Annotated in this window: 21 protein-coding genes and 3 tRNA genes; 22 read left to right on the top strand and 2 right to left on the bottom strand. The window is 36.9% G+C overall.

Annotated elements, in window-relative coordinates; all coding sequences use genetic code 11:
* Nucleotides 1–36: 36 nt before the first annotated feature.
* Entirely contained in the window at nucleotides 37–891 is an 855-nt protein-coding gene (locus HNP36_RS00910; RefSeq protein WP_184161656.1) for a glycosyltransferase, read from the top strand.
* A 97-nt stretch (nucleotides 892–988) separates the two neighbouring features.
* Nucleotides 989–2,035, top strand: coding sequence for a hypothetical protein (locus HNP36_RS00915; protein WP_184161653.1), 1,047 nt, complete (start codon nucleotides 989–991; stop codon nucleotides 2,033–2,035).
* Here the strand turns inward: HNP36_RS00915 and HNP36_RS00920 are convergent.
* Nucleotides 2,028–3,506 (bottom strand): lipopolysaccharide biosynthesis protein, encoded by a 1,479-nt coding sequence (locus HNP36_RS00920; RefSeq protein ID WP_184161651.1) that lies wholly within the window; start codon nucleotides 3,504–3,506, stop codon nucleotides 2,028–2,030. The genes HNP36_RS00915 and HNP36_RS00920 overlap by 8 nt on opposite strands.
* A gap of 5 nt (nucleotides 3,507–3,511) precedes the next feature.
* Complete coding sequence (locus tag HNP36_RS00925) at nucleotides 3,512–4,309, bottom strand: FkbM family methyltransferase (RefSeq protein ID WP_184161648.1); 798 nt, start codon at nucleotides 4,307–4,309, stop codon at nucleotides 3,512–3,514.
* A gap of 731 nt (nucleotides 4,310–5,040) precedes the next feature.
* On the opposite strand from HNP36_RS00925, the gene HNP36_RS00930 reads away from it, so the two are divergent.
* The 20 genes from HNP36_RS00930 to HNP36_RS01025 all read left to right on the top strand — a co-directional run bounded on the left by HNP36_RS00930 (nucleotide 5,041) and on the right by HNP36_RS01025 (nucleotide 20,808).
* The gene (locus tag HNP36_RS00930; protein ID WP_184161645.1) at nucleotides 5,041–5,880 is read left to right on the top strand and encodes an energy transducer TonB; all 840 of its coding nucleotides are present in this window, start codon (nucleotides 5,041–5,043) and stop codon (nucleotides 5,878–5,880) included.
* 167 nt (nucleotides 5,881–6,047) lie between these two features.
* On the top strand, nucleotides 6,048–6,821 hold the full coding sequence (locus HNP36_RS00935; protein ID WP_184161642.1) for a ParA family protein: 774 nt from the start codon (nucleotides 6,048–6,050) through the stop codon (nucleotides 6,819–6,821).
* Nucleotides 6,822–6,914: 93 nt separating this feature from the next.
* Nucleotides 6,915–7,805: a ParB/RepB/Spo0J family partition protein gene (locus HNP36_RS00940; protein WP_184161639.1), complete on the top strand. Its 891-nt coding sequence runs from the start codon at nucleotides 6,915–6,917 to the stop codon at nucleotides 7,803–7,805.
* Nucleotides 7,805–8,461: a DUF5683 domain-containing protein gene (locus HNP36_RS00945; protein ID WP_184161636.1), complete on the top strand. Its 657-nt coding sequence runs from the start codon at nucleotides 7,805–7,807 to the stop codon at nucleotides 8,459–8,461. Before HNP36_RS00940 ends, HNP36_RS00945 begins: the two co-directional genes overlap by 1 nt.
* A gap of 59 nt (nucleotides 8,462–8,520) precedes the next feature.
* Complete coding sequence (gene dapB / locus HNP36_RS00950) at nucleotides 8,521–9,222, top strand: 4-hydroxy-tetrahydrodipicolinate reductase (RefSeq protein WP_184161634.1); 702 nt, start codon at nucleotides 8,521–8,523, stop codon at nucleotides 9,220–9,222.
* A 133-nt stretch (nucleotides 9,223–9,355) separates the two neighbouring features.
* The gene (lepB, locus tag HNP36_RS00955) at nucleotides 9,356–11,002 is read left to right on the top strand and encodes a signal peptidase I (protein WP_184161631.1); all 1,647 of its coding nucleotides are present in this window, start codon (nucleotides 9,356–9,358) and stop codon (nucleotides 11,000–11,002) included.
* Nucleotides 11,003–11,059: 57 nt separating this feature from the next.
* Nucleotides 11,060–11,683 (top strand): WbqC family protein, encoded by a 624-nt coding sequence (locus HNP36_RS00960; protein ID WP_184162346.1) that lies wholly within the window; start codon nucleotides 11,060–11,062, stop codon nucleotides 11,681–11,683.
* Nucleotides 11,683–13,365 (top strand): S8 family serine peptidase, encoded by a 1,683-nt coding sequence (locus tag HNP36_RS00965; protein ID WP_184161627.1) that lies wholly within the window; start codon nucleotides 11,683–11,685, stop codon nucleotides 13,363–13,365. Before HNP36_RS00960 ends, HNP36_RS00965 begins: the two co-directional genes overlap by 1 nt.
* A gap of 125 nt (nucleotides 13,366–13,490) precedes the next feature.
* The gene (locus tag HNP36_RS00970) at nucleotides 13,491–13,982 is read left to right on the top strand and encodes a lipocalin family protein (protein WP_184161624.1); all 492 of its coding nucleotides are present in this window, start codon (nucleotides 13,491–13,493) and stop codon (nucleotides 13,980–13,982) included.
* Nucleotides 13,983–14,005: 23 nt separating this feature from the next.
* On the top strand, nucleotides 14,006–14,695 hold the full coding sequence (locus tag HNP36_RS00975; RefSeq protein ID WP_184161621.1) for an OmpA family protein: 690 nt from the start codon (nucleotides 14,006–14,008) through the stop codon (nucleotides 14,693–14,695).
* A 103-nt stretch (nucleotides 14,696–14,798) separates the two neighbouring features.
* Nucleotides 14,799–15,686 carry a decaprenyl-phosphate phosphoribosyltransferase gene (locus HNP36_RS00980; protein WP_184161618.1) on the top strand — a complete coding sequence of 296 codons (888 nt, stop codon included), beginning with the start codon at nucleotides 14,799–14,801 and terminating at the stop codon, nucleotides 15,684–15,686.
* The gene (locus HNP36_RS00985; RefSeq protein ID WP_184161615.1) at nucleotides 15,683–17,002 is read left to right on the top strand and encodes an FAD-dependent oxidoreductase; all 1,320 of its coding nucleotides are present in this window, start codon (nucleotides 15,683–15,685) and stop codon (nucleotides 17,000–17,002) included. The genes HNP36_RS00980 and HNP36_RS00985 overlap by 4 nt, the downstream gene beginning before the upstream one ends.
* Nucleotides 17,002–17,727 carry an SDR family NAD(P)-dependent oxidoreductase gene (locus HNP36_RS00990; protein WP_184161612.1) on the top strand — a complete coding sequence of 242 codons (726 nt, stop codon included), beginning with the start codon at nucleotides 17,002–17,004 and terminating at the stop codon, nucleotides 17,725–17,727. The genes HNP36_RS00985 and HNP36_RS00990 overlap by 1 nt, the downstream gene beginning before the upstream one ends.
* Nucleotides 17,728–17,732: 5 nt before the next feature.
* Entirely contained in the window at nucleotides 17,733–18,320 is a 588-nt protein-coding gene (locus tag HNP36_RS00995; protein WP_184161609.1) for an HAD family hydrolase, read from the top strand.
* Nucleotides 18,321–18,343: 23 nt separating this feature from the next.
* Nucleotides 18,344–18,808 (top strand): hypothetical protein, encoded by a 465-nt coding sequence (locus tag HNP36_RS01000; protein ID WP_184161607.1) that lies wholly within the window; start codon nucleotides 18,344–18,346, stop codon nucleotides 18,806–18,808.
* 1 nt (nucleotide 18,809) lies between these two features.
* Nucleotides 18,810–19,985 carry a cysteine desulfurase family protein gene (locus HNP36_RS01005; protein WP_184161604.1) on the top strand — a complete coding sequence of 392 codons (1,176 nt, stop codon included), beginning with the start codon at nucleotides 18,810–18,812 and terminating at the stop codon, nucleotides 19,983–19,985.
* A gap of 85 nt (nucleotides 19,986–20,070) precedes the next feature.
* Nucleotides 20,071–20,388 (top strand): thioredoxin, encoded by a 318-nt coding sequence (trxA, locus tag HNP36_RS01010; protein WP_184161601.1) that lies wholly within the window; start codon nucleotides 20,071–20,073, stop codon nucleotides 20,386–20,388.
* 133 nt (nucleotides 20,389–20,521) lie between these two features.
* Nucleotides 20,522–20,595, top strand: a tRNA-Asp gene (locus HNP36_RS01015).
* A gap of 32 nt (nucleotides 20,596–20,627) precedes the next feature.
* Nucleotides 20,628–20,701, top strand: a tRNA-Asp gene (locus tag HNP36_RS01020).
* A gap of 33 nt (nucleotides 20,702–20,734) precedes the next feature.
* Nucleotides 20,735–20,808 (top strand) — tRNA-Asp (locus HNP36_RS01025).
* Nucleotides 20,809–21,185: the final 377 nt, after the last annotated feature.

A 21,185-nucleotide genomic window follows, 5' to 3' on the forward strand; every position in this document is an offset into this window, starting at 1 on the left:
TTACTCATTACTTATTAATCATTATCCATAAAAAACGTGAGGTTTTTAATTATAATTCCTGCACATAACGAAGAAGAAAATCTTCCGTTCACACTGGATTCTTTACAGCAGCAAAGCTTTAAAGATTTCAAAACTGTGATTGTTAATGATGGTTCTACGGATAAAACACCGGAGGTTATCAGAAAATATACAGAAACAGATTCCCGTTTTGAAACAGTAGATCTTCAGAAATCTGCCCATCAGCCGGGCTCTAAAGTAGTGAATGCGTTCAAAAACGGTTTAAAGACCCAAAATAAGGATGAATTTGATGTCATCTGTAAATTTGATGCAGATATTATCCTGTCTGAAAACTATCTGGAAACAGTAGAAAATGCCTTTAAAAATAATCCTGAATATGGGCTTGTTGGCGGCTTACTCTACATAGAAAAAGAGGGAAAATGGATATATGAAGGGAATTCAAATAAAACCCATGTAAGAGGCCCAATGAAAGCTTACCGTAAAGAATGCTTCATTCAGATTGGAGGATTGCGGGAAACATTAGGCTGGGATAATATTGACTCTATTCTTTTGGAAAACCTGGGGTGGAAAGAAATCGTTATTCCTGAATTGCAGGTAAAACTCATTAAGGTGAAAGGCGCAGATTATACAATAAGACCTGCAGACTATTACGGCAGGTATTTTTACTTTTTAGGACTGAACAGGTTTCTTGCTTACACAGCCTCTGCAAAAGAAGCTGCAAAAAGTAAATCCGTTTCGTTTTTCTTTAAGATCATCAAAGCCTATGAAACCTGCAAAACAAACAACCTTGAGCTGAAGATATCAAAAGAAGAGCAAAAAACCATTAATAACAAACGATGGAAAATGCTGAAAAAAAAGTGGCTGAAAATGTAACGAAAACAAAGAAGTAAAAATTATAAAAACATATAAAACGTTTTACCTTTGCTAATCCCTAATCCCTAATCCCTAATCCCTAATCCCTAATCCCTAATTGAAAAAAATCGCCTACATAGAAATAGACACCCACGCAGAGATCGCACAGGCTTTCATGGATATTATGAAGGATTCTTCAGGTTTCAGTGTAGATTATTATTTTTCAAAAAAGATAAAGGATTTGGTTGAAGAGAGTGGGGAATCTGTGTTTTTATCAGACAGTTCCATGATTATGGAGCAGCTGAAATTAAAAAAGTATGATCTGATTATTATTGGAACTGTTCACAGGTATTTCAATACTTTTTATGCACTGACTCAGAAATATAATACCTCTGTCATTGTTCACAATATGAATTTTTCAGTAGCATCAAAAGGTGCTTTGATGAGAAGTATCTTTAAAGGAGATATTATTTACCGGCTGAAACTTTGGTGGAAAGAAGGGTTGTTTTATACCTCAAAAACATACAGGAATGCCAAAAGCTTACTGGTTTTGGATGAAGAGCTTGAATCAGGTAACTATAAGTTTTTACCTCTTTTTTACAGTGGAAATTTTGAAAAACATGAAAATAATGTCCTTACCATTGTAATCCCCGGAGGTGTTTCACAGAAAAGGAGAGATTACCATCATGTTTTTGAAACCATTCAGAATTTGAAAACGGAAGAGAAGTGTGCATTCATATTTCTTGGAAAGGCTAAAGATAAAGAGCTGGATCAGCTGAAAAAACTATCCCAGAAGCTTCCGGAAAATGTTTCCATACAATATTTTTCAGACCGGGTTTCCCATAGCGATTTTGAAGAAGGAATGCGGAAAGCAGATGTTTTATGGTGTCCAATCCGGCAGAAAACAGAATTTTTTAGCATGGAGGAAACATATGGAGTTACCAAAATGACCGGAAATATGGGAGATGCTGTCAGATATAGAAAAATAGCGGTTTTTCCTAAAGATTATCCTTCAAAACTGGAATTCATTATTCCTGAAAAAGAAAATATTCTGGAACAATGTAAAACCCTTAAAAACACTCATTTTGATTTCCAGGGAAATTATAATAAAAAGGCGGTTTTAAAAAAGCTGGAAGATGTTCTTTCCGGTTTGGTCTCTATTTAAATTTAAAAATACTTTTAATGAATTTTGCATTCAGGTAATCCTCAAGTGGGAATACCCTGGTAAAATAATTTCCGATATAGATTAATATCAGAACAACGGAAGGCTTATATAACAGATTGATAAAGTTATTGTTGAAATTCGGAAGTACAATGGCGACAGTAATTGCCAAAGTACAGATAATGGAAACAAAGATCATTTCAATGGTCAGTGGAGAAACTTTAAAAACAAAATAATTGAAAGCTATTTTAATAACATTGTAAGTCGTCAGAGAAATTGCTGTGGATAAAGCAATTCCGATCAGTTTCAGATCCGTATTTTTAATGAAATAATAATTTAAACCAACGGTAAGGCCTGCCAGAAGAAGCATAATCAGGATGTTGAATCTGTAATACTTTGAAAGAGAAATAATATTTCCGTTAAATCCTGTTGCCAGGTCAATCAGAACTGCAGAACCCCAGATCCATACCACAGGCTCGTACTCCCTGAGCATAGTCCCGTTTTTAGGCATCAGTTCCGTAAGGTAAGGGAAGCCTACCATAATACATGAAAACAAAACGGCCCCTAAAAAATAGAGAGATAAAGATGTTTTTTTGTGGAACCTGTCCAGTTCCTCCATGTCACCCTCAATTAATGTTTTATTGATGATAGGTGCAGAAATATTAAACAATCCCAGTTGTGGAATAGAAATCAGAGAGATGAGGGCATAAAGAACAGAATAAATTCCTACTTCTTCCATTCCCATAAACTCACCGATCATAAAGTTATTGATCGCTAGGTAATTTCCGAAAGTTCCCAGAAAACCAAAAAAACTGTAATTGAAGAACTCCTTCCAGAAATTATCTTTTTTGAAATAATCCGTATTAAAATCCAGCTCTATCTTTTCAAGCTTATTCGTATAATAAATATATCCGAAAAGTATCAAAGCAAACATTCCGAAAAAGAATCCAAATGCTATTTCCTGGGGTAGCAGAAAATAGGCAAACAGGCAGAAGGCTCCGAGATTGGCTATTTTAGGGAAAAGATTGTCGAAAATATTGGAAACCACAATCCTCTTGTAATTGGATGTGTATTTATTAAAGATCGCACAAAAGGAAAGAATCAGTATTAAAGGAAGAATCATTTCCTTAAGCTTCCAGGCTTCCGTGTGTATGAATTTTGGAAAAAAATAGGGGAGTATGAAAAATACACCCATAAAAACAATAAAGTTAATAAAAATGGCCAGCAGCGATAAAGACAGCATATTCTGCTGTTTACCATCCTTTTCCACCCTGTGGAAAAATTTCACATTGGAGTAGGAGATTCCCAAAACAACAACAGGAACCAGCATTTCTGCGGTTGGCAGGATATAACGCAGCTTTCCGTAAAATTCAAAATTATACGGAAAAATAAAAATGGCGGATATGGTACCCAGCAGAAAACCAATATAACCTATGATGGAATATTTGAAGCCCTGTCTCGCTACTACACTCATAATGTTTATTTAATGGTTTTTGGCGTAAAAATAATGTTGTTTATATAGCTGGTTTTGTTTTTTTCATCGTTGGTGTTATGTATTAAGATCTCTTCCGTTAAAAGTTCCAGCTTAAAACTGTTGCGGTTAAGATATTGTGCTTCGTATCCCCAGCTTTTAACCTCGGAAATATCATTCCAGATAGGGTTTTCGTGGTGTCTTTGTTCCATTTCTACCATTAAAGTCGGAAGAAACTGTCTGATGATTTTTTGGGCACCGGACAAAGTTTTCATTTCATTGCCTTCCACATCTATTTTAATAAAGTCCAGCCTTTCGAAATGTTCTATGGCAGCCCATTCGTCTAACTTAATTACTTTTACTTTTTCGGTATAGCTTTTTTCTTCACCTTTTTCTTTGTAAGATGTGTTTAAAGTTCCGCGGGAAGCAATCAGTTTACCGTTGATAACAGGAACCTTAAATTCAGCCGTTGTATTTTCGTCAGAAAGAGCTAAAGGAAGAATTCTCATTCTCGGAAAAAGTCTTTTCAGTCGGCGGTAAAGCTTTTTGTTAGGTTCAAAGCCATAAATATGTTCATGGTTCAGCTTATGTTCCAGCTGATAAAGAAAAGTTCCCACATTGGCCCCGATATCCAATATTACAGCGCTTTTTGGAAGGTATTCCTTAATCCATACCAGTTCCGGTTCTACATTGCGTGCCGAAAAATTATCCTTGGTAAGATTGTTTAAATTCTTAAAATATCTCTTTTTATAAAAACTCGGACTTATATATTGTAGTTTTTCTGCAATTTTTTGATATAAAGACATCCCTGGTTATTTGACGAAAAGCAAAGATAAGCAAAAATGTTAAACTAATGTTAAAAAATAACAAATATAACCGATTGATTATCAATTTATAACTTTTAAATACTCTTTTATGAAAATTGAATTTTATTAGACGGATATTTTATTGCAGAAATCTTCGTGGTAAAGTTGTTGCGAAAGTATTAATTTAAAAAATCAGTTACAAAATCTCAGTATCTCCTGTTTTTTTATTTGCCATAGTTTCCACTGATTTACACAGATGTTTATGTCATACTTATTGAAACCACTAAAACTATATGCAATCATCTGTGCAAATCAATGAAATCTGTGGTTAAAAAATTCAATACCCCTTTTTGCAATGAAAATAATACCCTTCTCCTTTCCAGCTTTTCCGTTTTTTTAATTTGCTATGGTGTGAATATATTTAATCTGTTTTTAGTTAATTCATGGTTTATTTCTGTTTTTTGCGGTGTAATTTTTATTGTTTTTCGTTTTATAGTATGTATTTAATAATTAATGGTTTGTTTTTTACGAAAAATGAAATGAATTACACTTCATTTTTGAATATTTCCGGTTTGTTAAAATGTTAAAGTTTGCATTTTGATATATTTTTTTTAGAAATGTTGCTGTTTTGACAAAATTTTGGCAAATATTTTGATATGGAAACAATACTTGTCGATAAGAACCCTAAAACTAATAATCACTGATTTTAACAGTTTAAATATTTAATAGTGATGAAACACCTAAACCAAAATCAGGAATTTCGTTTTAACGAGGTTCTTTTTGAGCACCGAAACAAGGAATACGGTGCCTATGTATTAAGAAATGAATCAGATAAAATCCTAACCAAAGCGCTTTTTATAGGAGTGAGTTTATTGGCTGCCATTTCAATAACACCATTTGTAGTTTCGGCATTTGAAACAACTGAAACGGTTGTTATCAAAGACCCGATTTACCGTCCAATGGATATCATCCCTAATGATCCGCCAAAGGAAAAGCCACCAGTGCAGATTCAAAAGCCGGAGACTCAGCCACAAAAAGTTAAAACCTATGATGCGAGTTTGGGTGAGCCCAAAGCACATGTAACCAATGAAAAAGTGGTAGAAAAAATCGAAGGAGCTATTGCAGGACCAACAAATAATCCGGATGGAGCTATTGCAAAGACAAATTATCAGCCTGTTACCCCTAATATAGGAACAGGTCCGGCAGTACCTTATATTCCGCCTGCGCCACCGGCAAAAGTTCCGGATAATCATATAGCAGGTGATGATGAACTGGGTTCTGAAGCTGCATTTGCCGGAGGAATTGATTCTTTCAGAAATAAAGTCATAAGCAGTTTTGATGGTTCAGGCTTTGAAGGAGAAGGAGGTACTATGAAAACAGTTATAACCTTCGTTGTAGAAAAAGACGGAACTATTTCCGGGTTAAAAGCCAATGGTAAAGATGCTGAATTTAATAATGAGGCTATCAGAACCATTAAAAGTGTCAGAGGATTATGGAAGCCTGCTAAAAATAAGCAGGGTGAAACCGTAAGAAGCTATTTCAAATTTCCGATCACCATGAACTTTGAATAATTCAGATAAAAAACCAATCTTGAATAGTTATCCACAAAGAATTTTTTTTGTGGATAATTTTTTTAATTGTTAAACCATTTATTAACAATACTTTAACTCAATTTTGAATTTCGCCACTCACACAGAGCAAAGAAAAAAGTGTATTTTTGAAACCTAAAGTTCTAATAATGGCAAAAATCATAGGTATCGCTAATCAAAAAGGAGGAGTAGGAAAAACGACAACGGCTGTAAACCTGGCAGCGGCATTAGGGGTATTGGAAAAAAGAATATTGATCATTGATGCTGATCCGCAGGCGAATGCAACTTCCGGACTTGGTGTGGAAGATGTTCAGTATTCCACATATAACCTGCTGGAGCACAGTGCAGATACAGCAACATGTATCAAAAGAACTGCCAGCCCCAATCTGGATATCATCCCTTCACATATTGACCTGGTAGCGGCGGAAATTGAGCTCGTGGACAAAGAAAACCGTGAGTATATGCTGAAAAAAGCATTGGAAGAAGTGAGAGGTGATTATGATTACATTATTATAGACTGTGCACCAAGTTTAGGACTTATTACAGTGAATGCACTTACTGCGGCAGATTCTGTGATTATCCCTATCCAGTGTGAATATTTTGCATTGGAGGGATTAGGCAAACTTTTGAATACCATTAAAAATGTACAGAAGATCCACAATAAAGATCTGGGTATAGAAGGGCTTCTTCTTACCATGTACGACAGCAGGCTGAGATTATCCAACCAGGTAGTTGAAGAAGTGAATTCACACTTCCCGGATATGGTTTTTGAAACCATTATAAGCAGGAATGTAAGATTAAGTGAAGCGCCAAGCTTTGGAGAAAGCATTCTGAACTATGATGCAGAGAGCAAAGGAGCTATCCAGTATATTCAGCTTGCAGAAGAAGTTTTGCTGAAGAATGAAAACTTAGTAAAAAATTAATAGCAGTAAAAAGTCAATCAACAGATGATAAACGGTAAAAGCCAATTATATCATTTGTAACTTAGAATTAAGCCATCATTATCAAATATATTTATGAAGGACAAAAAAAGAGCTATGGGACGTGGTTTGGGCGCTATTTTAAGTGCCGAATCCAAAGCGAGTGTCAACTCCGCTACCGATGAAGGTGCAGATAAATTTGTAGGGAATATCGTAGAGGTAGCCCTTGAAGATATTTATCCGAATCCGACCCAGCCGAGAACCTATTTTGACGAAAAAGCATTGAACGAACTTGCCCTGTCGATCAAAAACCTAGGTGTGATCCAGCCGATCACTTTAAGGAAAGACGGTGAGAAATTCGAAATCATATCAGGGGAAAGACGTTACCGTGCAAGTAAAATTGCCGGACTTGCGACAGTTCCTGCCTACATCCGTTTAGTAAACGATCAGGAGCTTCTGGAAATGGCTCTTGTTGAAAATATTCAGAGAGAAGATCTGGATGCTATCGAGATTGCCCTTACTTACCAGAGACTTTTGGATGAGATCGGTCTCACTCAGGAAAATCTGAGCCAGAGAGTAGGAAAGGACAGAAGTACCATTACCAACTCTATCAGGCTTCTAAGATTGAATCCCGATATCCAGAATGCAATCAGAAGCGGGGAAATCTCTGCAGGACACGGAAGAGCCATCATCAGCCTTGAAAGTGAAGAACATCAGCAAATCCTGTTTGACCTGATTATCAAAGAAAAACTCAATGTACGTCAGGCTGAACAGGCTGCCACAGCATTGAAGAATCCTAAATCACCGGCAGCGAAAAAAGCTAATACTGAACTCTCCAATAATTATAAGAGAGCTCAAAAGATGATTGCCGATATTTTGGACGTAAAAGTAGAAATCAAAACCTCCGGAAACGGAAAAAAAGGTAAAATTCTCCTGGACTTCAAAAATGAAGAAGAACTGGAATATATTTTATCCCATATTAAATAATGAAGAAATTATTTTTCACATTCTTTTTGTGCATTTTTGCTTTCGCTTATTCGCAGGTAGTTCCCAGCGATACTGCTCGTGTAGAGCCACTTCCAAAGGATAGCGCGGTTGTTACCAAAGCTGTAAAACCCTCAAAACCTGTAAAAACAGAAGCTAAGATCATTGAAGATCTGGAAAATGCCAATGGACCCACAAAGAAAACTATTAAACTGAACCCTACAAGAGCAGGGCTGTATTCCGCAGTACTTCCGGGATTAGGACAGTATTATAATAAAAAATATATTAAAATTCCTATTGTCTGGGGAGCTGTAGGAGCCGGTATCGGATATACAATCTGGAGTAATAACCAGTATAAAAAATACCGGGAATATTATGTGGCAAAACTGAACGGGACACCCAATGAATTCGTAGACAGCCACCCGTGGCTTGATAAAAAAGCATTCGGTAATGCCCAGGACAGGTATAAAAGACAGAGAGATTATGCCATTGCGATCACTGGCCTGATCTACATTCTGAACATTGTAGATGCCGTAGTAGATGCACATCTTTATGAAAGCCGTCATGACCCGGATCTTAGTTTCAATCCAACAGTAATCCAGGATCAGTATGGATTTTCCAATCCGAAAACAGGATTAAGTTTAAGTTACAGATTTTAAAATAAGTAAGCATCTGTGAACGGTAAAGTTCATTAGATCATAATAAAATAAAATATTACATGAGAATAGCATTAGTTGGATACGGTAAAATGGGGAAGATCATTGATGAGATTGCTCAGAAGAGAGGTCATGAAATAGTAGCCCGACTGAAAGAAACTCCAACAGCTGAAAATCTTAATAATCCTGATGTGGCTATTGAATTTTCACTGCCGGAAGCTGCGTATGACAACATCAAGGCTTGCCTCGAAAATAAAATCCCGGTAATCTGTGGTACTACAGGCTGGCTGGAGAAAAAAGAAGAAATTGAAAAAATTGCTGTAGATAATGACAGCGCATTCTTATACGGTTCAAACTTCAGCTTAGGTGTGAATTTATTTTTTGCCCTGAACGAAAAAGTAGCTGAAATCATGAAAAATGTGGATGAATACACATGCCAGCTTGAAGAAATTCATCATATCCATAAAAAAGATGCTCCAAGCGGAACAGCTATTTCCATTGCTGAAGGAATTATCAAAAATAACCCTAAATTTAATGCCTGGAAACTGGAAGAAACTGAGGGACAGGAACTGGGGATTTTTGCCATCCGTGAAGATGAGGTTCCGGGAACCCATAGCGTTTATTACAAAAGCGAAGTTGATGAAATTGAATTAAAACATACAGCTTTCAACAGAAACGGTTTTGCACTCGGAGCTGTAGTAGCTGCAGAATGGATTAAAGATAAAAAAGGAAACTTCACAATGAAAGACGTTTTGGGGCTTTAATTTGTAACAATTGCACTAAATAGTAAACTAATAATGAAAAATGATGATTTATAAGTGTTCAGCAATTAAAAAAAACACTGTCATTTAATAATCATATTTGTCATTTATATTATCAGAATAGGCACAAAAAACTATGAATTATTTTTTAACTTATACAGTATATGTTCTCATTTTGTCTGTACTGATGGGAATTTCCACTTGGAAACTGTTCAAGAAAATGGGATACAGTCCCTTATTTGCATTTATACCTTTCTATAATTACTTCATTATATTAAAGGAAACCAAACATCCGAAATGGTGGGCTATCCTGTCTTATCTTCCGATAGTAGGACCTATTATGATGTCTGCTTTCCATATTTATTTAATGAAAAAATTTGGAAAACCCCTTTTTCAGCACCAGCTTCTTACCGTGATCCTGCCGTTTATCTATATGGCAACGGTGAACTACTCCAAAGATGTAGAGATAGAAGATGAAAATGCTGATGACCTGTTCATTACAGACGAAGAAAAAAATGCAAAAAAGAAAGATACATTCATTGGATCTATTACTTTTGCGGTTGTTTTTGCAACCATTATCCACGTTTTTGTAACGCAGCCGTTCGGGATTCCTACAGGATCCATGGAAAGAACGCTTTTGGTAGGTGACTTCCTTTTTGTAAACAAATGGAGCTACGGCTACAGAATGCCGATGCGTCCTGTGGCAATACCATTCCTTCAGGGAACCATTATGGATACCGGAAAAAAAGGAAACCCGAAAGACGATCCGAAATCTTATGTAGATGCTGTAAAGCTTCCTTATACAAGAATTTTCCAGTTCAACAAACCTCAGAAAAATGATGTGGTAGTATTCAACTATCCTCAGGATTCCGTACATACAGCAATTGACAGGAAAGATCCTTACGTTAAAAGATGTGTAGCCACTGCCGGAGACACCTTTGAAATGAGAGCCGGAAGACTTTTCGTTAACGGAAAGCCGGAAACCGTTTTAGGAGATCAGGAAGTACAGCACAGATATATTGTGAATACAGGAAGCCAGTTGGATATTCCTGCGTTATATAATACTTATGGATTTTTACCTGTACAGGAAGTTCAGGGAGAAAAAGGATATATTTATGCTTTCCAGGGGCTTACAGACAAAACTGCTCAGGAAATCAAACAGCTTCCTCAGGTAATCGACATGAAGGAAGATATTACAGCAAAAGGAGAACCGGCAGTATATTACAAAGACGAAGCAAAAACAAGAATAGATACCACACAATCCATTTTCCCGATCAACAAGCCGTGGAACCAGGACTGGTACGGACCGTTAAGAATTCCTAAAAAAGGAGATGTAGTAGCAATCAATAACGAAACACTTCCTATGTACCAGTGGATTATTTCCGAGTACGAGCACAACAGCCTTGAAAAGAAAAACGGGAAAATCTTCATCAATGGAAAAGAAGCCAGTCAGTATACGATCCAGCAGGATTATTACATGATGATAGGAGACAACAGAGACGCTTCCCTCGATGCAAGATTCTTTGGTTTCGTTCCTGAAGAAAACATCGTAGGAAAACCAATGTTTACATGGATGAGTTTACAGGGAGCATTCTCGGACAACAGTTCTACATATCAGGCTCCGTTCAAAATCCGTTGGGACAGAATGTTCAAAGCAACCAACACAGGGGAAGCCAATAAAACTTCATACTGGTGGATTGCTGCAATGATTCTTATACTGTTCTTCGGATGGGAATATTTTATGAAATTATTCAGAAAGAAAAAAACAGAAGACGAATTATAACTAAATTTAAACTTAAAATAGAATGAAGTATTTGAAAAAATACTTCATTTTTGTATGATGAATATGACGAATGTATTATTGCCGGTATTTTATATGCCCCCGATTTCATGGTTTTCAGTGTTTTTAAACCCTGAGAATAATATTATATTTGAACAGTTTGAAAATTTCCCGAAGCAGACCTACAGGAACAGAGCCAATATCTTTGGCGCAAACGGGAAACTTTCCTTGATAATCCCTATCAATCATAACGGGAAAAGAGAATATAAGGATATTGAGATCTCTTACCGGGAAGACTGGAAAAACCTGCATTGGAAATCCATTAAAACAGCATATCAGAGCTCTCCTTACTTCGAATATTATGAAGAAAAATTCAGGAAAATATACGATCTGAATGAGAAATTTCTTATCGATTTCAATCAGAAAGGATTAGAAGTTCTGCAACAGATCCTTAAAACAGAAAAGGCACAGTCTTTGAATGAAGAATATATCAAAAATCCGGAAAGTGTAAACTTCAGAGAAGGATTTTCGGCTAAACACCCTTCAGAATTTAAAATGGAAGAGTATTACCAAACCTTCTCAGACAAACTTGGATTTTTGGAAGATTTGTCGGTTTTGGATCTTATTTGTAACAAAGGTCCTGAATCTCTGACTTATATAAAAAATATTAAACAATCATACTAATGAAAAAGGTATTATTAGCTGCTGTTTTTCTGGCAGGTTTTAGTTTCTCTTACGCTCAGGAATCACAGGCTAAGAGCATTGATCCAAAAGAAGATAAAGATCTGATGACTTGGTATCATAAAGATTTTTCCACAACAAAAGTATACGGGATAAATACTGCAAACGCATATAAATACTTGGAATCCAAAGGTCTTAAACCGAAAACTGTTGTTGTAGGAGTTTTAGACAGCGGAGTTCAGGTTGATCACCCGGGGCTTGTCAAAAATGTATGGTCGAATCCTAACGAAGTTCCCGGAAACGGTAAAGATGATGACGGAAACGGCTATATCGATGACGTACACGGCTGGAACTTTATCGGAGGAAAAAACGGCGACATTGATGTAGATAACATGGAAGTAACCAGGGTTGTTGCCAAATATAAACCGGTTTTTGAAGGTGATGATTCTGCAAAAAACAAAGCAAACCAGGCGAAAATGCCCGAAGAGTTTGCGATGTATATGAAATCTAAAGAACTTTTCAGTAAAAAAAGCGTAGAAGCAAAACAAGGCTTGCAGACTTATACCATGATCAACAGTATCATTCCGAATATGGTAAAACTATTGGGAGGTAAACCTGTTACTGCAGAGACTCTGGATGGAATTAAACCTCCAACAGATCAGAAAGATGCTATTGCACTTCAGGTTCTTGGACAGGTTTCTCAAAGTCCGGAATTCAAAGGAAAATCCTCTGCAGACTTCGAAAAGCTGATGAAAGAGCAGATGAAAGAAGCTATCGATCATTTTACACCACAGTCTAAGCAGTATGATCTGGGCTATGATCCAAGAAAAGAAATTGTAGGAGACAATTACGACGATTATTCTGAGAAAAAATACGGAAATAACGACTATGAAGGACCGGATGCAGAGCACGGAACACACGTTTCAGGAATCATTGCAGGTCTTCCACAAGGGAAAGAAATACAGTATGGTGTAGCTTCCAAAGTAGCTAAAATTATGTCTGTAAGAACCGTTCCAAACGGAGATGAAAGAGATAAAGACGTTGCCAATGCCATCAGATATGCAGTTGACAATGGAGCAAAAGTATTGAACATGAGTTTTGGAAAACCGGTATCTCCAGGTAAAAGCGTAGTGTGGGATGCGTTCAAATATGCAGAAGATAAAGGCGTTCTTTTGGTAAAAGCAGCAGGTAACGAAAACGAAGATGTAGCTGAACACCTTGCATACCCTACAAACTTTAAAAATGTTACAGATGAAAAACCGTTTGTAAACAACGTATTGGTTGTAGGAGCCAGTACCAACAGAAATAATGATCTTAGAGCAAGCTTCTCTAATTACAATAAAAAAATGGTAAATGTTTTTGCACCAGGTGAAGAAATATACTCTACAGTACCTAAAAACGAATACAAATACCTTCAGGGAACTTCTATGGCATCACCGGTAGTAGCCGGAGCAGCAGCTGTATTATTAGCTTATATGCCTAATCTGAAGCCTTACCAGATTATTGAAGCACTTGTAAAAAGCAGCAATCCGAATGCGGATAATAAATTTCCTGAATATTCCCAGGCAGGAGGTGTTATAGATCTTGAAAAAGCAGCAGAATATGCCTATACCAACTTCTATAACGGAAAATCTTCAAGCAGCAGCAAGCCTGCGAAATCCGTAAAAAAGGCTGTTAAAAAATAATATATCTCCCTGTATATAAGGAGAAAGCATTTAAAGTCCGAAATTTTCGGACTTTTTTTATTTTTATTATTCAATTTGGCACGGTTTTTTGTAACTTTATAAATAACAAAATAATAAACAACAAAATGAAAAAGTTACTACTTGCAGGGATGATCGGAACATCACTTTTTGCAGTGTCTTGTTCCTCAGTGAAAAATGCAGAAACATCACAAAACCAGAGAGTCGAATACCTGAAATTAAAAGGTGACTGGCAAATTGTTAGCGTGGATTATGAAAAAGGGTTTAAAATCAAACCTTTTGATGAAGGTGCTGATGCTCAGTGTTTTGTAGGAAGTCATTGGAGATTGATTCCCAATAACTACACCGGAGCCTATACTTTGAATGGCGGTGGAGCTTGTCCAAGCGTTACCCAGCCAATTAAATTTGAAGTAAAAGACGGAAATACTTTCATGTTTAAAAAAATCGCTGCGGGAACTAAAGCTAAGCAAAATACTGTAGGATACTCTTTAACGATCACTAACCAGTCTACAGACCAGTTTTCACTTGTACAGAACGTTCCTTTCGACGGAAATACAGTACAGGTTGTTTACAACTTCCAGAGAACAGGAATGAAATAATTATAACATAAAAGATAAAAAAAATGAAATTTACTAAAACATATATAGGTGCTCTTTTCTTATCATCAGCATTATTATTAACCAGCTGTGAGGCTGTTCAGAATTCTAACCACCAGCAGAGAGGTACAGCAGTAGGTGTTGCATCAGGAGCTGTGATCGGGGGTATTTTAGGTAATAATGTAGGAAGTGGTAAAAACTCAGCATTAGGAGCCGTATTAGGAGGTATTATCGGTGGTGTTGCCGGTAACGTAATCGGTAATAAGATGGATAAGCAGGCTAAACAGATTAAGGAAACTTTACCTGGAGCTGAAGTGGAAAGAGTAGGAGACGGTATTAAGATTACCATGAACGAAAGCATTGTAAACTTTGCTTTTGACTCTTCAAACTTAACTCCTACGGCTAAAACCAACCTGGATAAATTAGCAACAGTTCTTGTTGATAACCCGGATACGAATATTAATATCTACGGTCACACAGACAGCAAAGGTACTGATGCTTATAACCTAAGTCTTTCACAAAGAAGAGCAGATGCTGTAAAAGCTTATCTGTCAGGTAAAGGAATTGCGTCAAGCAGAATGATGACAAAAGGAGAAGGAGAATCCATGCCTGTAGCTACCAACGATACAGAAGAAGGAAGAGCTAAAAACAGAAGAGTGGAATTTGCCATTACTGCTAATGAAAAGATGATTAATGATGCCAAGCAAGGGCAGTAATTAATTTTATATAAATATTTTCGTAAAAGACCGCCTCGGCGGTTTTTTTTATATTTTTATGTTTAATTTTGAATTCACTATTTTTGTAACCGAAATAGCATAAATGAAGAAATATTTTAAACTCCTCCGTGTAGAACAATGGGTGAAAAACCTGTTTGTTTTTGTCCCCCTGTTTTTTTCCGGAAACATTACAAATTTAGACTTACTTACCAAAAGCATCTTTGCATTCATCATCTTTTCCCTTGCTGCAAGTGTTGTATACATCCTTAATGATTATAACGATATAGAAGCGGATAGCAAGCATCCTGAAAAAAGAAGAAGACCCCTTGCAAGCGGAGCTATTTCAAAATCCAAAGCTTTGGGAATCCTTGCAGGACTTATTATCGTAGATGTTGCCCTTGTATTTCTTGCGCAGCTTTATTTTCATGAACCCTTATGGAAATTTGCAGCAATTATAGGGTTCTATATCGTGATGAATCTGGCCTATACCTTTAAACTTAAGCATGTGCCGATCATAGATATCTTCATTATTGCCTTAGGTTTTGTACTGAGAGTTTTAGCAGGAGGACGCATAACGGAAATAAATATTTCACAATGGGCCATCCTACTGACCTTTGTACTCGCACTTGTTTTAGCCATCGGAAAAAGAAGGGGAGAACTCATCAATGCACAGGTTTCCGGGAAAACAAGAAAAGCTTTGGATGGGTACAACGTACAGTTTGCGGATATTGCTCTTTCCATTTCAGTTACCCTTGCAATTGTCTGCTACCTAATGTTTACCCTTTCGCCCGAAGTGCAGGGAAGATTTCATCAGAGAGTTTTCTATACCGTAATATTTGTAGTCTTTGCATTTTTGAGATATCTGCAGCAGACATTAGTTTATAACAGAACAGAGTCTCCTACAAAAATTGTGTACAGAGACCGATATATCCAGGTGACTTTAGTGCTTTGGGTAGCCGCATTTTTAATCCAGATTTATTTTAAAAAATGAAGCCGAATTTCACACAGAAAGTTGCCAACTGGGGAAATTACCCGGTTGTAGAAAAAGAAATAAGATCTGAGGACAGCTTTAGCAGAATAAAAGAATTTGTACTCAATCATAATGAAGTTATTGCCAGAGGCAATGGAAGATGCTACGGGGATGCCTCCCTGGGAGAAGCCATATTTTCTACCCAGAAATTAAATAAATTCATCAGTTTCGACCGTCTTAACGGTATTATAGAATGCGAATCCGGAGTATTACTTTCAGACGTGCTTGAAATCTCCGTTCCGCAGGGATATTTTCTTTATGTAACTCCCGGAACTAAATTTATTTCAGTAGGTGGGGCAATTGCTTCAGATGTTCACGGTAAAAATCACCACGCAGAAGGCTGCTTTTCAGAATACGTGACGGAATTTAAGCTGATGACTGAAAACGGAAACATTATCACATGTTCCAGAGAGGAAAATTCAGATAAATTCTGGGCCACCATCGGAGGAATGGGACTTACCGGAATTATCCTTACAGTAAAATTCAAACTTAAAAATATAGAATCTGCCTACATTCGTCAGGAAAGCATCAAAGCAGAGAATCTGGATGAAATTTTCAGGCTTTTTGACGAAAGTGAAAACTGGACGTATACAGTAGCATGGATCGACTGTCTTCAGAAAGGAAAAAATCTGGGAAGAAGCATTTTAATGAGAGGTGAACACGCTTTTCAGCACGAACTTCCACAGAATATTGCCAAACAGCCATTAAGACTGAAGAAAAAATTACAGCCTACAGTTCCGTTTTATTTTCCAGGCTTTGTTCTGAATGCATTGACGGTAAAGATCTTCAATCTGCTGTATTATAAAAAACAGACCAGAAAAGAAGTGAAAAACTTTATTGATTATGAAACCTTTTTCTATCCGCTGGATGCCATCACCGACTGGAACAAAATCTATGGAAAATCAGGTTTTATCCAATATCAGATGGTAATTCCGAAAGAAGCAGGCAAAGAAGGAATGAAGCAGATCCTCGAGACCATCGCGGCAAGCGGTAACGGCTCTTTTCTTGCCGTTTTAAAGCTTTTCGGGAAAAACAATCCTGAAGCCTACAATTCATTTCCGTTTGAAGGCTATACGCTTGCCCTCGATTTTAAGGTCAATTCAAAACTGAAAAAGCTTGTTGAAAAGTTAGACGATATCGTACAGCAGTTCGGAGGAAGAATTTACCTTACGAAAGACAGCATGAGCAGGTCTTCACTTACGAATTACCTTAAAAACATTCAAAGTTCAAAATTTGTGTCTTTACAGCACAAAAGAATTATAAACAACAATTCATAATGATAGTTCTGGGAAGTACATCTGAAGTAGCGCAGGCCTTTGTAGAAAAGGCTTTGCAGGAAGGAGAAAAATTTGAGAAAATATATCTTTTCACATCCAATAAAGAAACTACGGAAAGATTCGCAAGACATATTGATGTAAAGTTTCTGCAGCAGTCCGAAGTTATTGAAATTGATCTCATGAAGGAGATTGATTACAATACATTTGATCATGTCAGCTCAAATGTATTATTTTGTGCTGCGGGATATTTGGGAGACGGAACAGAGGAAGGTCTCTATGACAGCAGGAACACAGAAAAGATCATCAGTATCAATTATTCCAAATTGGTCCCGGTGATGAACTTTTTTGCACAAAAATTTGAGAGCAGAAGATCGGGAACCATTATAGGGCTTTCATCAGTGGCAGGAGACCGTGGAAGACAGAGTAATTTTATTTACGGAAGCGCAAAAGCAGCTTTTACAGCATATCTGAGTGGGCTCCGCAACTATCTTTTTGATAAAAAGGTACATGTTCTTACCGTAAAACCAGGTTTTATGGCCACTAAAATGACGGAAGGATTACCTTTGAACCCTAAACTGACAGCAACGCCAAAACAGGCGGCAGCCTGCATTTATAAGGCTTTCAAAAAGCAGAAGAATGTAGCATATGTTTTACCTGTATGGGGTATTATTATGATGATTATCAGGAATATCCCTGAGTTTATATTTAAAAAATTAAAGCTTTAATAAAAATGAAAAAATTGTATTGTTTTGATTTTGACGGAACCCTGACGTATAAAGATACCATGTTTATGTATCTTAAATTCTATGATTCTACCAAATTCAGGATACAGTTTTTAAGACATGTTCCTCTTTTCATTCTGTTAAAACTAAAGCTTGCAGAAACTGAAAAAGTAAAAAAGAGTTTTATAGGATCTATTCTGAAAGGACAGACCCAGGAAAAGATCGAAATGAAATCCAAACAGTTTTTCGAGCAGTATTATCCAGCAATTGTAAGAGAAAATGCCCTGGATTTCATAAAAAATATCGATAGAGATAATACACAGAGTTTATTGGTTACCGCATCACTGGATATCTGGGTAAAACCTTTTGCCGAAAAGCTTCAGATGCAGCTGATATCCACGCGTGCAGAGTTTAAGAATGGTGTTTTTACAGGAAATTTCATTGGCAAAAACTGCAACGGAAAAGAAAAACTTCTGAGAATAAAAGCGGAAATACACGATTCTAAATACGATAAAATTATCGCTTTCGGAGACACTTCCGGAGACAGACAGATGCTTAAGTGGGCAAATGAAGGTCATTACCAATTTTTTCACTAATTTTGGGTGGTAAAAATGTAATAATGAAAAGACTGCTTGTTTTATGTACTGCAATCTTAATGAACTGTACAGCTGCGCCGTCTCAAAGAGCATCAGATATGCCTGAAAATGCAGAACTGCTTGTTTCTGAGGCACAGGGCGGTACAGATGAAGTTGGATTTACTATTATTAAGAATGAAAAAGAATTCCGTAACGCTATTAAAGGCAGTTTCGGTCTTATAGATTTGAAAAAAGAGCCGTCCGTCAATTATCCTAAATTTCCAAAAAACAAAAAAGTGATCATGTATCATATGGGAATTTTCAGGTCGGGCAGTCACAGAATTACCTCAATCAGAAATATATCCGTAAAAAATAATGTACTGTACGTGGAAGTTCCGGGGATATCATCAGGCGGAATGGAAATTCAGGTGCTTTCAAATCCGTGGTTTATTTTTGCCGTTCCTTCAGATTACCAGTTTGCCTCAATAGAATTAAAATATTCCAATTAAAATGAACAAAATATATTTAGATAACGCTGCAACAACTCCTCTTTCAGAAGAAGTCATAGATGCAATGGTTGGCACCATGAAGATGAATTTCGGAAATCCTTCTTCCACCCACAGTTTTGGGCAGGAAGCAAAGATCCTTATAGAAAATGTGAGAAGGCAGGTTGCAGATTATCTTCATGTAACACCTGCAGAAATTATCTTTACTTCGTGCGGAACAGAATCGAACAATATGATCATTAAATCCAGTGTGGAACATCTTGGAGTACAGAGGATCATCAGTTCACCGCTGGAACACAAATGTGTATCTGAGAGTATTCTGGATATGAAAAGCAGAAAAGGAGTAGAGGTAAACTATATACGTCCCAATGAGAAAGGGGATATTGACCTTAATAAGCTGGAAGAGCTTTTAAAAGCATCAGATAAAAAAACGCTGGTAAGCTTAATGCATGCCAATAACGAGATCGGAAATATTGCAGACATCAAAAAGATTGCTGAAATCTGTAAAGCAAATAATGCCCTTTTCCATTCAGATACGGTACAAACGATGGCCCACATGAATCTTGATTTTTCCGATATCTTGGTAGATTTTGCTTCATGCAGTGCCCACAAATTCCATGGCCCGAAAGGAGTAGGGTTTGCTTTCATCCGAAAATCAACAGGAATGAAGGGAATTATCACAGGAGGACCCCAGGAAAGAAGTCTGAGAGCCGGAACTGAGAATGTAGCCGGTATCGTAGGTCTTGGAAAAGCACTGGAACTTTCCCTGAATCATATGGAAGAATATACCAACCACATGCAGGGCATCAAAGATTACGCAATAGAAAGACTTTCTGCAGTAATTCCGGGCATTAAATTCAACGGAAGAAGTGCAGAGAAGGAAAACAGCCTTTACACGGTTTTAAGTGCTTTACTCCCTTATAAAAACCCTTTGATCGGGCTTCAGCTGGATATGAAAGGAATTGCAATTTCCCAGGGAAGTGCATGTTCTTCAGGAGCATCAAAACCTTCGATGGTGATGATGATGGTTCTTTCTGAGGATGAAATGGAGCATTGTACGCCGTTACGTATTTCTTTCAGCCATATGACAACAAAAGAGGAAATAGACGCATTGGCAGCAGCTCTGGAAGAAATTTCAAAAGACTTTACTATAGAAAAAACAAATGTTGAGCATAGATAGTCTTATTGCTTAAAAATCGTAATTTTGAACATCCGATTAAGGATTGGAATAAGAATATAATATTAATTTAAATAAAAGAAACAAAATGGCTTTAGAAATTACGGACAGCTCATTTCAGGACACAGTTTTAAAATCAGACAAGCCGGTATTGGTAGACTTTTGGGCGGTATGGTGCGGACCATGCAGAACTTTGGGACCAATCATCGAAGAAGTAGCATCAGATTTTGAAGGAAAAGCAGTGGTAGGAAAAGTTGATGTAGACAACAATCAGGAAATTTCTACACAGTACGGCATCAGAAATATCCCTACAGTTCTGATTTTTAAGAACGGTGAAGTGGTTGATAAATTAGTTGGTGTAGCTCCAAAAGAGGTGATCGCCGAAAAACTAAGTGCACACTTATAAAAAAAATAACTTTGATAATGAATGCCTTCCATTTTCGGGGGGCTTTTTTTTTGTAAATAATTTGCAGGTAATGAAAAAAGGTGTAATTTTGCAATCACAAAAAAGAAACAACGTTCTTTACAACACAGAAAATGATCCGGTAGTTCAGCTGGTTAGAATGCCGCCCTGTCACGGCGGAGGTCGCGGGTTCGAGTCCCGTCCGGATCGCAAAAGTTTTATAATTTACTTTAAAAAAATTAGATCCGGTAGTTCAGCTGGTTAGAATGCCGCCCTGTCACGGCGGAGGTCGCGGGTTCGAGTCCCGTCCGGATCGCAGAAGTTTTCTCAATTTCTTTTTTAAAAAATTGATCCGGTAGTTCAGCTGGTTAGAATGCCGCCCTGTCACGGCGGAGGTCGCGGGTTCGAGTCCCGTCCGGATCGCAATATTTGTAAAGTCACCAATTTGGTGACTTTTTTTGTTTGTAATTGTTTGATAAACAGAATCATACCTGCTTATAAACAGGTTGGCTAAGTCCAGAATAAAATGGTGAAATTTTGAAGGTATTTCGTAAGCGACCTAATTTTTTACCATTCTATGTAATAAGAATTCTACGGTCTTGTTTATACTGTAAGATCTATATGCCTAATGTCTCATGGGCTGTTATAATTTACATTCTTTTCGTTTTCTAACTTAAAAAAGGGGAATTTCCTCTATGAAAAAGGGTGTATTTCCTGTAACATATTTTATATATTATTGCTTGTTTTGTATAGGAATCTTTGATAAAATAATGATTTATTAAAACATTCTTAATAAGCAT

This window comes from Chryseobacterium shigense, from assembly GCF_014207845.1.
Taxonomy (GTDB): Bacteria; Bacteroidota; Bacteroidia; order Flavobacteriales; family Weeksellaceae; genus Chryseobacterium; species Chryseobacterium shigense_A.

What these genes read in the sequence shown, in the direction of transcription:
- HNP36_RS00920 (WP_184161651.1), bottom strand. Translation starts at nt 3,506, where the DNA reads ATGAGTGTAGTAGCGAGACAGGGCTTCAAATATTCCATCATAGGTTAT.
- HNP36_RS00925 (WP_184161648.1), bottom strand. Translation starts at nt 4,309, where the DNA reads ATGTCTTTATATCAAAAAATTGCAGAAAAACTACAATATATAAGTCCG.
- HNP36_RS00930 (WP_184161645.1), top strand. Translation starts at nt 5,041, where the DNA reads ATGAAACACCTAAACCAAAATCAGGAATTTCGTTTTAACGAGGTTCTT.
- HNP36_RS00935 (WP_184161642.1), top strand. Translation starts at nt 6,048, where the DNA reads ATGGCAAAAATCATAGGTATCGCTAATCAAAAAGGAGGAGTAGGAAAA.
- HNP36_RS00940 (WP_184161639.1), top strand. Translation starts at nt 6,915, where the DNA reads ATGAAGGACAAAAAAAGAGCTATGGGACGTGGTTTGGGCGCTATTTTA.
- HNP36_RS00945 (WP_184161636.1), top strand. Translation starts at nt 7,805, where the DNA reads ATGAAGAAATTATTTTTCACATTCTTTTTGTGCATTTTTGCTTTCGCT.
- dapB (WP_184161634.1), top strand. Translation starts at nt 8,521, where the DNA reads ATGAGAATAGCATTAGTTGGATACGGTAAAATGGGGAAGATCATTGAT.
- lepB (WP_184161631.1), top strand. Translation starts at nt 9,356, where the DNA reads ATGAATTATTTTTTAACTTATACAGTATATGTTCTCATTTTGTCTGTA.
- HNP36_RS00960 (WP_184162346.1), top strand. Translation starts at nt 11,060, where the DNA reads ATGAATATGACGAATGTATTATTGCCGGTATTTTATATGCCCCCGATT.
- HNP36_RS00965 (WP_184161627.1), top strand. Translation starts at nt 11,683, where the DNA reads ATGAAAAAGGTATTATTAGCTGCTGTTTTTCTGGCAGGTTTTAGTTTC.
- HNP36_RS00970 (WP_184161624.1), top strand. Translation starts at nt 13,491, where the DNA reads ATGAAAAAGTTACTACTTGCAGGGATGATCGGAACATCACTTTTTGCA.
- HNP36_RS00975 (WP_184161621.1), top strand. Translation starts at nt 14,006, where the DNA reads ATGAAATTTACTAAAACATATATAGGTGCTCTTTTCTTATCATCAGCA.
- HNP36_RS00980 (WP_184161618.1), top strand. Translation starts at nt 14,799, where the DNA reads ATGAAGAAATATTTTAAACTCCTCCGTGTAGAACAATGGGTGAAAAAC.
- HNP36_RS00985 (WP_184161615.1), top strand. Translation starts at nt 15,683, where the DNA reads ATGAAGCCGAATTTCACACAGAAAGTTGCCAACTGGGGAAATTACCCG.
- HNP36_RS00990 (WP_184161612.1), top strand. Translation starts at nt 17,002, where the DNA reads ATGATAGTTCTGGGAAGTACATCTGAAGTAGCGCAGGCCTTTGTAGAA.
- HNP36_RS00995 (WP_184161609.1), top strand. Translation starts at nt 17,733, where the DNA reads ATGAAAAAATTGTATTGTTTTGATTTTGACGGAACCCTGACGTATAAA.
- HNP36_RS01000 (WP_184161607.1), top strand. Translation starts at nt 18,344, where the DNA reads ATGAAAAGACTGCTTGTTTTATGTACTGCAATCTTAATGAACTGTACA.
- HNP36_RS01005 (WP_184161604.1), top strand. Translation starts at nt 18,810, where the DNA reads ATGAACAAAATATATTTAGATAACGCTGCAACAACTCCTCTTTCAGAA.
- trxA (WP_184161601.1), top strand. Translation starts at nt 20,071, where the DNA reads ATGGCTTTAGAAATTACGGACAGCTCATTTCAGGACACAGTTTTAAAA.